General features: G+C 56.6%; 13 protein-coding genes. 9 read left to right on the top strand and 4 right to left on the bottom strand.

Translation table 11 applies throughout. The features are described from left to right. Positions 1 to 27 precede the first annotated feature (27 nt). Positions 28 to 279 (bottom strand): glutaredoxin 3, encoded by a 252-nt coding sequence (grxC, locus tag IM267_RS00245; RefSeq protein ID WP_193032443.1) that lies wholly within the window; start codon positions 277 to 279, stop codon positions 28 to 30. Between the two features lie 11 nt (positions 280 to 290). Further along, positions 291 to 722, bottom strand: coding sequence for a rhodanese-like domain-containing protein (locus IM267_RS00240; protein ID WP_003860840.1), 432 nt, complete (start codon positions 720 to 722; stop codon positions 291 to 293). Positions 723 to 970: 248 nt separating this feature from the next. Here IM267_RS00240 and gpmM point away from each other — a divergent pair, with 248 nt between their 5' ends. The 5 genes from gpmM to IM267_RS00215 are packed head-to-tail and all read left to right on the top strand — an operon-like array spanning position 971 to position 6918. Next, a complete protein-coding gene (gene gpmM, locus IM267_RS00235) occupies positions 971 to 2515 on the top strand; it encodes a 2,3-bisphosphoglycerate-independent phosphoglycerate mutase (RefSeq protein ID WP_193032442.1) in 1545 nt (514 codons plus the stop codon). 33 nt (positions 2516 to 2548) lie between these two features. Next, positions 2549 to 3808, top strand: coding sequence for a murein hydrolase activator EnvC (envC, locus tag IM267_RS00230; protein ID WP_239005170.1), 1260 nt, complete (start codon positions 2549 to 2551; stop codon positions 3806 to 3808). A 3-nt stretch (positions 3809 to 3811) separates the two neighbouring features. Then, positions 3812 to 4762, top strand: a complete 951-nt coding sequence (locus IM267_RS00225; RefSeq protein WP_063452152.1) for a divergent polysaccharide deacetylase family protein — start codon at positions 3812 to 3814, stop codon at positions 4760 to 4762. A 20-nt stretch (positions 4763 to 4782) separates the two neighbouring features. Further along, entirely contained in the window at positions 4783 to 5988 is a 1206-nt protein-coding gene (locus IM267_RS00220) for a glycosyltransferase (protein WP_193032440.1), read from the top strand. A gap of 15 nt (positions 5989 to 6003) precedes the next feature. Next, positions 6004 to 6918 (top strand): hypothetical protein, encoded by a 915-nt coding sequence (locus tag IM267_RS00215; RefSeq protein ID WP_063868801.1) that lies wholly within the window; start codon positions 6004 to 6006, stop codon positions 6916 to 6918. A 26-nt stretch (positions 6919 to 6944) separates the two neighbouring features. On the opposite strand, the gene tdh is transcribed toward IM267_RS00215, so the two are convergent. Together tdh and kbl are read right to left on the bottom strand one after the other, a co-directional pair. Beyond that, positions 6945 to 7973: an L-threonine 3-dehydrogenase gene (tdh, locus tag IM267_RS00210; RefSeq protein ID WP_006812404.1), complete on the bottom strand. Its 1029-nt coding sequence runs from the start codon at positions 7971 to 7973 to the stop codon at positions 6945 to 6947. Between the two features lie 9 nt (positions 7974 to 7982). Beyond that, entirely contained in the window at positions 7983 to 9179 is a 1197-nt protein-coding gene (gene kbl / locus IM267_RS00205; RefSeq protein WP_045260056.1) for a glycine C-acetyltransferase, read from the bottom strand. A gap of 215 nt (positions 9180 to 9394) precedes the next feature. Here kbl and rfaD point away from each other — a divergent pair, with 215 nt between their 5' ends. From rfaD to IM267_RS00185, 4 genes are read left to right on the top strand one after another with little or no spacing between them, the layout of a single operon-like run. Continuing rightward, a complete protein-coding gene (gene rfaD, locus IM267_RS00200) occupies positions 9395 to 10327 on the top strand; it encodes an ADP-glyceromanno-heptose 6-epimerase (protein WP_041911658.1) in 933 nt (310 codons plus the stop codon). A 2-nt stretch (positions 10328 to 10329) separates the two neighbouring features. After that, positions 10330 to 11376, top strand: coding sequence for an ADP-heptose--LPS heptosyltransferase RfaF (gene rfaF / locus IM267_RS00195; protein WP_063868799.1), 1047 nt, complete (start codon positions 10330 to 10332; stop codon positions 11374 to 11376). Between the two features lie 3 nt (positions 11377 to 11379). After that, positions 11380 to 12363, top strand: a complete 984-nt coding sequence (gene rfaC / locus IM267_RS00190; RefSeq protein ID WP_193032439.1) for a lipopolysaccharide heptosyltransferase RfaC — start codon at positions 11380 to 11382, stop codon at positions 12361 to 12363. Positions 12364 to 12366: 3 nt separating this feature from the next. Further along, on the top strand, positions 12367 to 13476 hold the full coding sequence (locus IM267_RS00185; RefSeq protein ID WP_193032438.1) for a glycosyltransferase family 9 protein: 1110 nt from the start codon (positions 12367 to 12369) through the stop codon (positions 13474 to 13476). Positions 13477 to 13479 lie beyond the last annotated feature (3 nt).

Here is a 13479-nt window from a genome sequence, read left to right as displayed (position 1 = left end):
AAACCCTTTTTAATTGTCCTAAAGTCTCTAGCTCAGCAGCGGATCGAGTCCACCGCGGGCGTCGAGCGCATACAAGTCATCACAGCCGCCAATGTGCTGCGCATCAATAAAAATCTGTGGAACCGTTGTGCGACCACTGCGTTGGATCATCTCTTCGCGTTTAATCGCGTCACCATCGATCGACAGTTCCTTGAACGTTACGCCTTTGCTGGACAGCAGCGCTTTCGCTCGGTGGCAGAACGGGCACGTTGCTTTGGTGTAGATCTCAATATTGGCCATCACTTAACTCCTTATTTACCGCGCACTAAAGGAAGATTCTCCCCGCTCCAGCCGGAGATGCCTTCTTTCAGCACCGTTACGTTTTCAAAGCCTGCTTTATGCAGTGCGTTGGCAGATTCCTGCGCCTGCATGCCTGTGCCGTCAACAACGATAATCGGCTGGGCTTTATGCTTCTCCAGCTCACCAATGTTGTTCGCTTTGATTTCCGCTGGCAGCAGGTTGATAGCACCTGCGATATGGCCCTTGCGGAAATCGTCGCGCTGACGCAGATCAACCACAACGGCGTCCTCTTTGTTGATCAGACGTGTCGCTTCACCGCGGGTGATCACCTTAATTTTAGACGTCAGTCCCTTAAATGTGGTGAACAGTACAGCGACCAGCAGGCCAATCCACGCGATGCTCAGAACCGGGTGGCGGCTAACGAATTGCATAATTTCTTGCATGGGGGGTAACAACTCCCGACTAAGTGATTAAAAAAACCAGGACAGGAGTATACCTGTGCGCTGTGGCAAATACAGCCAGCGACATAAAGCTAATCTATTTTCTGCGGCATGCCACGAAAAAAAAGCCTCAAAATGGCCCGAGAACGGCCTTGCCTCCACGCTTTCTTTGATCTTCTGCGGCTATTTTATCGATTCAGCTGTAGTAAAATTACGCAAATTTTTTGTCTCTTGAGCATGAGGTTGTCGCAATGTCGGTTTCTAAAAAACCTATGGTACTGGTGATTCTGGATGGCTATGGCTACCGTGAAGATCAGCAGGATAACGCCATTTTCAACGCCAAAACCCCGGTAATGGATGCGCTATGGGCAAAACGTCCCCACACCCTGATTGACGCGTCTGGTCTGGAAGTCGGCCTGCCGGACCGTCAGATGGGCAACTCTGAAGTGGGTCACGTGAACCTGGGCGCAGGCCGTATCGTCTATCAGGACCTGACGCGCCTGGACGTTGAAATCAAAGAACGTACATTCTTTGCCAACCCAACGCTCACCGGAGCAGTGGATAAAGCTGTCGCCGCAGGCAAGGCCGTTCACATTATGGGCCTGCTCTCTGCGGGCGGCGTTCACAGCCACGAAGATCACATCATGGCGATGGTTGAACTGGCCGCTGAACGCGGTGCGGAAAAAATCTATCTACACGCCTTCCTGGACGGTCGCGATACGCCGCCACGCAGTGCTAAGGGCTCGCTGCAAGCCTTTGAAGAAAAATTTACCGCACTGGGCAAAGGCCGCGTGGCGTCCATCATTGGCCGCTACTATGCGATGGACCGCGATAACCGCTGGGACCGCGTTGAGCAAGCCTACGATCTGCTGACCCTGGCAAAAGGTGAGTTCCAGTTCCCGACCGCCGTCGCAGGTCTGGAAGCGGCTTACGCGCGTGATGAAAACGACGAATTCGTGAAAGCAACCGTGATCCGCGCTGAAGGCCAGGCCGATGCCTCCATGGAAGATGGCGATGCGCTGATCTTCATGAACTTCCGCGCTGACCGCGCGCGCGAAATCACCCGTGCTTTCGTCAACAGTGATTTCGACGGTTTCGCCCGTAAGAAAGTAGCGAAGCTCGATTTCATCCAGCTGACCGAGTATGCAGCGGATATCAAGGCCCCCTGCGCGTATCCGCCAGCGTCGCTGGAAAATACCTTCGGCGAGTGGATGGCGAAAAACGATAAAACCCAGCTGCGTATCTCTGAAACGGAGAAGTATGCGCACGTGACCTTCTTCTTTAACGGCGGCGTAGAAGAGCCGTTCAAAGGCGAAGACCGCATCCTGATCAACTCGCCGAAAGTCGCGACTTACGATCTCCAGCCAGAAATGAGCTCTGCGGAGCTGACCGAAAAACTGGTGGCCGCGATCGAAAGCGGTAAATACGACACTATCATCTGTAACTATCCGAACGGTGACATGGTCGGCCATACCGGCGTGATGGAAGCCGCCGTTAAGGCGGTTGAGGCGCTGGACCACTGCGTAGAGCAGGTCGCAAAAGCGGTTGAATCCGTGGGAGGCCAGCTGCTGATCACCGCCGATCACGGTAACGCAGAACAGATGCGTGACCCGGCAACCGGTCAGGCGCATACCGCCCATACCAACCTGCCTGTTCCACTGATTTATGTGGGTGATAAATCAGTGAAAGCAGTGGAAGGCGGCAAGCTTTCCGACATCGCGCCAACCATGTTGTCGCTGATGGGTATGGAAATCCCTGAAGAGATGACTGGCAAGCCGCTGTTCATCGTGGAATAATCGCTCCCCATGAGGGGAAAGGCGATTTTTTCAATCACATGGGTCGTGAAGCCGCTTCGGTTATCAGTCAGACCTCTGCTTTACGCCAGCGCACTCAGCGCTGGCGTATTGCTGTGCGCCGCATCCGCCCACGCGGATGACCGCGACCAGCTCAAATCCATTCAGGCCGATATCGCCGCTAAAGAGCGTGCGGTACGCCAGCAGCAGCAGCAGCGTTCTGCCCTGCTTGCCCAGCTTAAAAAGCAGGAAGAGGCCATTTCCGCCGCTGCGCGTAAGCTGCGTGAAACGCAAAACACCCTTGCCCAGCTCAATAAGCAAATCGATGAAATGAACGCGTCGATTGCGAAACTGGAGCGTCAGCGTGACGCCCAGGAACGCAACCTGGCTGCACAGCTTGATGCCGCTTTCCGTCAGGGTGAACACACTGGCCTTCAGCTGATCCTCAGCGGTGAAGAGAGCCAGCGCGGTCAGCGTTTACAGGCCTATTTCGGCTATCTCAACCAGGCTCGTCAGGAGACCATTGCGCAGCTGAAACAGACGCGCGAAGAAGTCACCACGCAAAAAGCCGAGCTGGAAGAGAAGCAGAGCCAGCAGCAAACGCTACTCTACGATCAGCAGGCGCAGCAGGAGAAGCTTGAGCAGGCGCGCAATGAGCGTAAGAAGACGCTCGCCGGGCTGGAGTCCTCTATCCAGGCAGGACAAAGCCAGCTGAGCGAAATGCGCGCCAACGAATCGAAACTGCGTAACAGCATCGCCCGGGCAGAAGCCGCAGCCAAAGCGCGCGCCGAAAAAGAAGCGCGCGAAGCGCAGGCGGTGCGTAATAAGCAGCAGGAAGCCTCCCGGAAAGGCACCACCTATAAGCCGACTGAAAATGAACGTTCCCTGATGTCGCGCACCGGCGGCCTCGGTTCCCCTCGTGGTCAGGCCTACTGGCCCGTTCGCGGTACGATCCTGCATCGCTATGGCGAACAGTTGCAGGGTGAGCTACGTTGGAAGGGGATCGTTATCGGTGCGTCTGAAGGTAGCGAAGTGAAAGCCATCGCCGATGGCCGCGTGATCCTGGCCGACTGGCTACAGGGTTACGGGCTCGTGGTGGTGGTCGAGCATGGTAAAGGCGACATGAGTCTTTACGGCTACAACCAGAGCGCGCTGGTCAGCGTCGGCACCCAGGTGCGCGCCGGCCAACCCATCGCCCTTGTGGGCAGCAGTGGCGGTCAGGGCCGCCCGTCACTCTATTTCGAAATTCGTCGTCAGGGTCAGGCGGTCAATCCACAGCCGTGGTTGGGAAGATAAGTTTTGCTTCAATTTCGTCGAATTGTTTTTTCCGTCGTCAGCGCACTGGCGCTGGCTGCACCGGTTTATGCAGGCAAACTCGCGATTGTGATTGATGACTTCGGTTATCGACCACACTATGAAAATCAGGTGCTGGCGATGCCGTCAGCCATCTCTGTTGCCGTCCTGCCGAATGCGCCTCACGCGCATGAAATGGCGACCAAAGCACACAATGGCGGCCATCAGGTGCTCATCCATCTGCCGATGGCTCCCCTCAGCAAGCAGCCGCTGGAAAAAGATACCCTGCGCCCGGACATGAGCAGCGACGAGATCGATCGCATCATCCGCGATGCGTACAATAAAGTGCCGTATGCCGTGGGTCTGAATAACCATATGGGCAGCGCGATGACCTCCAGCCTGTACGGTATGCTGAAGGTGATGCAGGCGCTGGAGCGTTACAATCTCTATTTCCTGGACAGCATGACCATTGGCAACAGCCAGGCGATGCGTGCCGCTCAGGGTACGGGGGTGAAGGTCATCAAGCGCAAAGTCTTCCTGGACGACTCCCAGAACGAAGCGGATATCCGCGTGCAGTTCAACCGAGCGGTTCAGCTGGCGCGCCGTAACGGTTCGGCGATTGCCATCGGGCACCCGCATCCGTCTACCGTTCGCGTTTTGCAGCAAATGTTACCGAGCTTACCCGCCGATATCACGCTGGTGCGTCCGAGCGATCTGCTCAACGAACCTCAGGTGGATACCTCTCGCCCGGGTAGTGCGCAACCGCCCGCAACGCAGCCGCGTAACCCGTTCCGTGGCGTGAAGAACTGCACGCTGAAGCAGCCGCCTGAACCGGTGTATGCCACCCGCTTCTTCACGGTAATTGGCGAAAGCGTAAGCCAGAGTACGCTGGTGCAGTACTTCCAGCACCAGTGGCAGGGCTGGGGGAAAAAAACAGCAGCGAGCCCAACCCAGTGACAGGCGATTAAGGTAGAAAGATGCCGCAACGACACAAAATTCTGCTCCTCGACACCGGTAAAGAGTGGGGAGGAGGCACCAACAGCATGCTCGAACTTCTGAAGCGGATTAACCGCGAGAAGTTTGATATTACCTGTTGTTTTTACAGCGATTACAGCCGGGCCGAAGGGGAAACCATCGGCCAGGTGTTGAACGGCATTGGCATCCCGTTAATTGTCATTCCGCAGCAAAAGCAGCCCGGTTGGGCGAAGGTTGCGAAAGAGCTGGGCCGTGGCCTGCTGTTTTTCTCGCGCAGCGCCCGCAAGGCGTTTACCCGACATATTGATACGCTCTGGCGCATCCGGCCCAACGTCAGCAAGATCGAGACGATTTTCAGGGAAGGCGGTTTCGATACGCTGTACATGAACAACCAGCCGGGCTCTAACGAAGAAGGGTATCTGGCGGGCGCGAACCTGCATGCGCGGATAATCCAGCACTGCCGGATTGAACCGGCGCTGACCCCGCCGCTGGTGAAGCTGGTGAATGCCCACGCCACAAAAATTATCGCCGTCTCGCACGGCGTTGAACGCGTGCTTCTTCAGCATGGCGTCCGGCCAGCGCTGTGCACCACGGTCAATAACGCCATCGACATCCACCAGCCCTTGCCCGACCGACGCGCCATGCGCCAGCGTCTGAACATCGATGACGACACGTTTGTGTTCGGCAGCATTGGATCGTTAATCCCCCGCAAGGCCAACCATCACACGCTGGAGGCGCTGGCCCAGTTCAACCAGAAGCACCCGCAGGCAAAATGGAAGATGGTGCTGGTCGGTGAAGGGGCTGAACGCGGCGCGCTGACGGCACAGGCTGACGCGCTGGGGATTGCTGAGCACGTCATTTTTACCGGTTTCCAGAATACGCCTTTTGACTATCTCGCCACCTTTGACGCGTTTATTCTGGCTTCAAAGAGCGAAGGTTTGCCCCGCGTCGTGCTGGAGGCAATGCTGCTGAACATTCCGGTGATTGGCTCAAAGGTGACCGGCACGGCAGAATTGATCGACCACGAGTCGACCGGATTGCTGTTCCCGTGGAGCGATGTGTCGCAACTTGCTCAACATCTGGATAATATCTGGCAGGATCCTGCTCTGCGCGCCCGGCTCGCCGCAGCCGCGCACCAGAATGTCTGCAACGCGTATGCAATTGAAAGCTATGTTAACGGTGTCGAGGCCGTTCTTGGCGCGCAATAACCAAACGAGAAGAACATGTTTAAATTCCTGAATGCTCGCTACCGCCACATTACCGGGCGTCATAACATTCCTTACGCTTCCCTTCCGGCCACGCGCGATCTCGTTGCGGTTGATTCCATTGTGATCCCCTGTACGGGCGCGGATTTCGTCGAAGAGGCGTTATTGTCAGCGACCTTTGCAGCGCGTTACGCCACCGACGTCAGCGAGATTGTTATCGTCAGCGATCAGCCTGAATCCGCTTTCGGCGAGCTGCCGCCAAAAACCCGCGTTGTGACCCTCACGCTGCCAAAACGTGAAGAGGGGTACCGCTATAAGCAGATCTACCTCAGCCGTCTGGTGAAGCTTAACGCTCCGCTTCAGGCGCGCGGTGAAGGCGTATTGATGATCGACTCCGATCTCAACCTGCTGAAGATGCCCCAGATCAACATGGCCGATATGCACATCTACTCCAGCTTCCGTCAGGGCAAAATGATTGCCAAGCTGGACGGCGCCCCCGCAGAAAAAGTGCCGGCCTATTACAAAGAAACGGTGCGCCCGTATCTGGTCGATCACGTTAACGGCGCGTTTCTCGCCGCAACCAAAAAGACCTGGCGCCGCATCTGCCCGCTGTGGCTGACGCTGTTCCAGGATACCTGGGAGCTGATGGACGATACCCAGCCGCCGACCGATCAGCTGCCGCTCGCTGCGCTGCTGGACATGCTGGATATAAAAACGGTTAACCTGGGCGACTGGATGAACTGGCCGGTCTCCAAGAAGATCGGCGGACAGGAAGCCGTAGTGCCGAAAGAGGTGATTGGCGCGCACGGGGGTTTCCCGCTTTCCGAATGGCAGAAGTATCTTGAATCGCCGGATAACAAACTGCTGTTCAAAGGGCAGGACTACACCCGCAAGGTGCGCTACCTGACGGATGAAGAGAAAAAGAATCAGTAAAAAAGGGGCCTGAGGCCCCTTTTTGTTTACTTATCCCAGCTCAGGATCACTTTCCCTGACTGGCCGGAACGCATCGCGTCAAAGCCCTGCTGGAACTCATCGATGGAGAATCGGTGAGTGATAATCGGGGACAGATCCAGGCCGGACTGGATCAGCGCTGCCATCTTGTACCAGGTTTCGAACATCTCGCGGCCATAGATGCCCTTGATGAACAGCCCTTTGAAGATGACTTTGTTCCAGTCGATGGACATATCTGACGGCGGAATGCCCAGCATCGCGATACGCCCACCGTGGTTCATGGTATCCAGCATGGTGCGGAACGCCGGCGGCGCGCCGGACATCTCCAGACCGACGTCAAAGCCTTCGGTCATACCCAGCTCTTCCATCACGTCGGTCAGGCTCTCTTTCGAGACATCCACCGCGCGGGTGACGCCCATTTTGCGCGCCAGCGACAGGCGGTATTCGTTCACGTCGGTGATCACCACGTTGCGCGCGCCCACGTGCTTCGCCACGGCTGCCGCCATAATGCCGATTGGGCCGGCGCCGGAGACCAGCACGTCTTCACCGACCAGGTCGAAGGAGAGCGCGGTGTGTACCGCGTTGCCGAACGGGTCGAAGATGGAGGCCAGATCGTCAGAGATATTGTCCGGGATTTTGAAGGCGTTAAACGCCGGGATCACCAGATATTCCGCGAAGCAGCCCGGACGGTTCACGCCCACGCCGACGGTGTTGCGGCACAGGTGGGTGCGACCGCCGCGGCAGTTGCGGCAGTGACCGCAGGTAATATGGCCTTCACCCGAGACGCGATCGCCAATGCTAAAGCCTTTTACTTCCTGGCCGATGCCGACCACTTCACCAACATATTCGTGACCGACAACCATTGGGACAGGAATGGTTTTTTGCGACCACTGATCCCAGTTGTAGATGTGAACGTCAGTACCGCAGATGGCGGTTTTACGAATTTTGATCAGCAGATCGTTATGACCGACTTCCGGCTCCGGCACGTCGGTCATCCAAATCCCTTCTTCCGCTTTCAGTTTGGATAACGCTTTCATCACACGTCCTCAGGCAATTACGCCCAGCTGTTTGCCGATGCGGGTAAAGGCTTCCACCGCACGCTCAATTTGTTCAGGCGAATGCGCCGCAGACATCTGGGTGCGGATACGCGCCTGACCTTTTGGTACCACCGGGAAGAAGAACCCGGTCACGTAAATCCCTTCTTTCTGAAGCTCGCGGGCAAACTGCTGCGCCACAACTGCGTCGCCCAGCATCACCGGGATGATCGCGTGGTCAGCGCCGGCCAGGGTGAACCCTGCGGCGCTCATTTTTTCGCGGAACAGACGGGCGTTTGCCCACAGGCGGTCGCGCAGTTCAGCCCCGGACTCCACCATCTCCAGCACTTTGATGGAGGCGGCCACAATCGCCGGCGCCAGGGAGTTGGAGAACAGGTACGGGCGGGAGCGCTGGCGCAGCCACTCAACCACCTCTTTACGCGCAGCGGTATAACCGCCGGACGCGCCGCCGAGCGCTTTGCCCAGCGTCCCGGTGATGATGTCCACGCGGCCCATCACATCACAGTATTCGTGGGAGCCGCGGCCATTTTCGCCGACAAAACCGACCGCGTGGGAGTCATCGACCATCACCAGCGCGTCGTATTTATCCGCCAGGTCGCACACGCCCTTCAGGTTGGCGATCACGCCGTCCATGGAGAACACGCCGTCGGTCGCGATCAGCACGTGGCGGGCCCCCGCTTCACGGGCCTCTTTCAGGCGGGCTTCCAGCTCAACCATATCGTTGTTGGCGTAGCGGAAACGCTTCGCTTTACACAGGCGAACACCGTCGATGATAGAGGCGTGGTTCAGGGCGTCGGAGATAATCGCATCTTCTGCGCCGAGCAGGGTTTCAAACAGACCGCCGTTGGCGTCGAAGCAGGAGGAGTACAGAATCGCGTCTTCCATTCCGAGGAAGTTCGCCAGCTTTTGCTCAAGCTGCTTGTGGCTGTCCTGGGTGCCGCAGATGAAGCGCACGGAGGCCATGCCGAAGCCGTGGGTGTCCATGCCGTTTTTCGCGGCGGCAATCAGCTCAGGGTGATTCGCAAGACCTAAGTAGTTGTTCGCGCAAAAGTTGATCACATGGCTGCCGTCGGCAACGGTGATGTCCGCCTGCTGGGCAGACGTGATAATACGCTCTTCTTTGAACAACCCTTCCGCACGTGCGGTGTCGAGGTCGCTGTTTAACTGTTTGTAAAAATCACCACGCATTGCAATTCTCCAGACTCGGCAAATTTTGGCACATATTACCCAAACCTATAGTTCATGACGAGATGACGCCGTATCTCTTCTCGTTTTTGCAGCATAAATCACGTGTACCCCTGCTGCATATCGGTGAATGGCTGAAGACCGGGCATTGTGATGATATGATATGACTATTAGCGTCCGGGATTGTCCCCGGGCTCAACACTTCAAAGGTTACAGTTATGATCATCGTTACCGGCGGCGCGGGCTTTATCGGCAGCAACATTATTAAGGCCCTCAATGATAAGGGCATCACCGACATTCTGGTGGTGGACAACCTGAAAGACGGCACCAAGTTCGTTAACCTGGTGGATCTGAACATCGCTGACTACATGGATAAAGAAGACTTCCTTATCCAGATTATGGCGGGTGAAGAGTTCGGCGAGATCGAAGCCATCTTCCACGAAGGTGCGTGCTCTTCCACTACCGAGTGGGACGGCAAGTACATGATGGATAACAACTATCAGTACTCTAAAGAGATCCTGCACTACTGCCTGGAGCGTGAAATTCCGTTCCTGTATGCCTCTTCAGCAGCAACCTACGGCGGGCGCACCTCGGACTTCATCGAATCTCGCGAATACGAGCAGCCGCTGAACGTCTACGGCTACTCCAAGTTCCTGTTTGACGAGTACGTGCGTCAGATCCTGCCGGAAGCGAACTCGCAGATTGTCGGCTTCCGCTACTTCAACGTTTACGGGCCGCGCGAAGGGCACAAGGGCAGCATGGCGAGCGTGGCGTTCCACCTGAACACGCAGCTGAATAACGGTGAAAGTCCAAAACTGTTCGAAGGCAGCGACGGCTTCAAGCGTGACTTCGTCTACGTAGGCGACGTTGCGGCCGTAAACCTGTGGTTCCTGGAAAACGGCGTCTCCGGCATTTTCAACCTGGGCACGGGCCGCGCGGAATCCTTCCAGGCGGTGGCTGACGCCACGCTGGCGTACCATAAGAAAGGCAGCATCGAGTACATTCCGTTCCCGGATAAGCTGAAAGGCCGCTACCAGGCGTTCACGCAGGCGGACCTGACCAACCTGCGCGCCGCGGGCTACGACAAGCCGTTCAAGACCGTTGCCGAAGGCGTAACGGAATATATGGCCTGGCTGAACCGCGACGCATAAGCATGAAGATTCTGGTGATCGGCCCGTCATGGGTGGGCGACATGATGATGTCGCAAAGTCTCTATCGCACGCTCAAGGCGCGTTATCCCCAGGCGATAATCGACGTGATGGCACCCGCATGGTGCCGTCCGCTGTTATCGCGCATGCCGGAAGTGAACGAGGCGATCCCGATGCCGCTCGGCCACGGGGCGCTAGAAATCGGCGAACGCCGCAAGCTCGGCCATAGCCTGCGCGAGAAGCGCTACGATCGCGCATACGTACTGCCTAACTCCTTCAAATCCGCCCTTGTGCCCTTCTTTGCGGGTATCCCGCACCGTACCGGCTGGCGCGGCGAAATGCGCTACGGCCTGCTGAACGATGCCCGGGTGCTGGATAAAGAAGCCTGGCCGCTGATGGTGGAGCGCTACGTGGCGCTGGCCTACGACAAAGGCGTCATGCGCAGCGCGAAAGATCTGCCGCAGCCGCTGCTGTGGCCGCAGCTTCAGGTTAACGACGGGGAGAAATCCCACACCTGCAACGCGTTTGGCATTTCGTCCGAACGCCCGATGATTGGCTTCTGTCCCGGCGCGGAGTTTGGCCCGGCAAAACGCTGGCCGCACTACCACTACGCTGAACTGGCGAAACAGCTGATCGACGAGGGCTATCAGATTGTCCTGTTTGGCTCGGCGAAGGATCACGAGGCAGGCAACGAAATTCTCGCCACGCTCAGCACAGAGCAACAGGCCTGGTGCCGCAACCTGGCCGGCGAAACGCAGCTTGAGCAGGCGGTTATCCTGATTGCCGCCTGTAAGGCCGTGGTAACGAACGACTCCGGTTTAATGCACGTCGCCGCCGCGCTGGATCGCCCACTGGTCGCGCTGTATGGCCCGAGCAGTCCGGACTTCACGCCGCCGCTGTCGCACAAGGCGCGCGTTATCCGTCTCATTACCGGCTATCACAAAGTCCGCAAAGGCGATGCGGCAGAAGGTTACCATCAGAGCCTGATCGACATTACGCCGCAGCGCGTTCTCGAAGAACTCAACGAACTGCTGTTGAGCGAAGAAGGATAACGGATGCGGGTATTGATCGTTAAAACCTCCTCAATGGGTGATGTTCTGCATACGCTGCCGTCGTTGACGGACGCGATGCGGGCCATTCCAGGCATCCGTTTTGACTGGGTGGTAGAAGAAGGCTTCGCGCAGATCCCCACCTGGCATGAAGCCGTTGACCGCGTGATCCCGGTGGCCATTCGCCGCTGGCGCAAAGCGTGGTTTTCCGCACCGATTAGAGCCGAACGTAAAGCCTTTCGCGAAGCGGTACAGGCGCAGCGTTACGACGCGATTATCGACGCGCAGGGGCTGGTGAAAAGCGCGGCGCTGGTCACGCGTCTGGCGCACGGCGTAAAGCACGGTATGGACTGGCAAACCGCCCGCGAACCGCTGGCGAGCCTGTTCTATAATCGTCGCCACCATATTGCGAAGCAGCAACACGCCGTGGAACGCACCCGCGAGCTGTTCGCAAAGAGTCTCGGCTATGCAAAACCCGACGCCCAGGGTGACTACGCCATCGCACAGCATTTTCTGCGCGAAACGGAGAAGGATAGCGAGCCGTATCTGGTCTTCCTGCATGCCACAACGCGCGACGACAAGCACTGGCCGGAAACGCACTGGCGAAGACTGATTGAACTAATGCAACCTTGCGGTATCCATATTAAACTCCCGTGGGGCGCTGAACATGAGCGGCAGCGCGCGGAGCGTCTGGCAGCAGGCTTTTCCCACGTCGAGGTGTTACCCAAACTCACGCTGGCGCAAGTTGCCGCACAGCTGGCGGGCGCTAACGCCGTCGTTTCTGTGGATACAGGGTTAAGCCATTTAACCGCCGCACTGGATCGTCCTAATATCACGATTTTCGGCCCGACCGATCCGGGGTTGATCGGGGGTTACGGTAAAAACCAGCATCAGATGGTCAGCCCTACGCAACAAACGAAGGATATTAGCGCAGATGCTATTTTTTCATTTTTACAGGGCAGCCATCGGCTTTCCAACAGGGATATTTAACCCATGAGTTATGTATTTCTGCTGATTTTACTCTTTCCGGTGAAGCTCCTCCGGAAGCTGTTTCGGAAAGACACGGGCAAAAACCTTGTCATTCAGACAGCCAAAATCGGTGACTTTATTAATGCGACACCTCTTCTGGCACATCTGCAAAAAAGCGATGTGTTGGTCAGTCGCAGCGTTGGCGCGCTGGCGAAGCATGATGAGACTATCGAGCAGATCTATTTTATTGAGCAGCATAAGCGCAGCCTGTGGCGTAAGCTCTGCTTCGCTTGCAGGATCATGAACCGCTACGACAACATCTACCTGCTACAGCCCAACAGCGTAAACCTCTTTTTTGCCTCCGTCTGCAATGCAAAAAACAAACAATTTCTAAGCATTTACACACGCAGGTGGTATCACGGGATTTTCTATCTCGCGGCCGACGGTACCGTTGAGCACGGCAAAAAAACGCTTTCGGTGACGAACTACCTGAAACTGGCCGACCGCTCGCTTACCTGGCAAGACTCTCCCAAGCACGCCACAAAGCCGCTCTTCAAACCGACGACTTACCCGGCCATTCTTGATAAACCAGACGTTATCCGCATCGGCATCAGCATTGCGGCGGGTAATAAAGCCAAAACGGTGCCGCCTGCTATCTGGAAGCGGATTGTGGATCGTCTCGCCGATTTACCCTGCGAGTTTTATGTCTTCGGCGCGCCAAACGAACAGTCGTGGATGGACGATATCACCCGCCTTTACGGTGACATCCCGAATTTTATCAATCTGATTGGCAAAATTTCGCTCGAAGAGCTTCCCTGGGCCATTTCTAAAATGGACTGCTACATCGCGTCTGATTCGGGCAATGTCTACATTGCAGACGCTGTCGGCGTGCCGGTGGTTCTGCTGTTTGGGCCTTGCTGCCACTATGAACAGCGTCCGCTTGGCAACGTGATGCTGATTGGTAATGACGACAACATTTGCTCTTATGTCTTTGAAACACGTTATTATTTCCCTCAGGAGAGGGAAGAGCTTTTCGCGGTGACTGAACCCGCTTTAGACGAACTCCAGCAGTTTATTCGACGCTTGCCGAAAGCCCGCTCACTGGATCGCGCTACCGACGCTCAAGGACACTAATTT

Source organism: Enterobacter cloacae complex sp. P15RS (assembly GCF_014895905.1).
In the GTDB taxonomy this organism is placed as follows: domain Bacteria; phylum Pseudomonadota; class Gammaproteobacteria; order Enterobacterales; family Enterobacteriaceae; genus Enterobacter; species Enterobacter quasihormaechei.
Note: the sequence above shows the minus strand (reverse complement) of the source record. Positions and strands in the feature narration are given on the sequence as shown.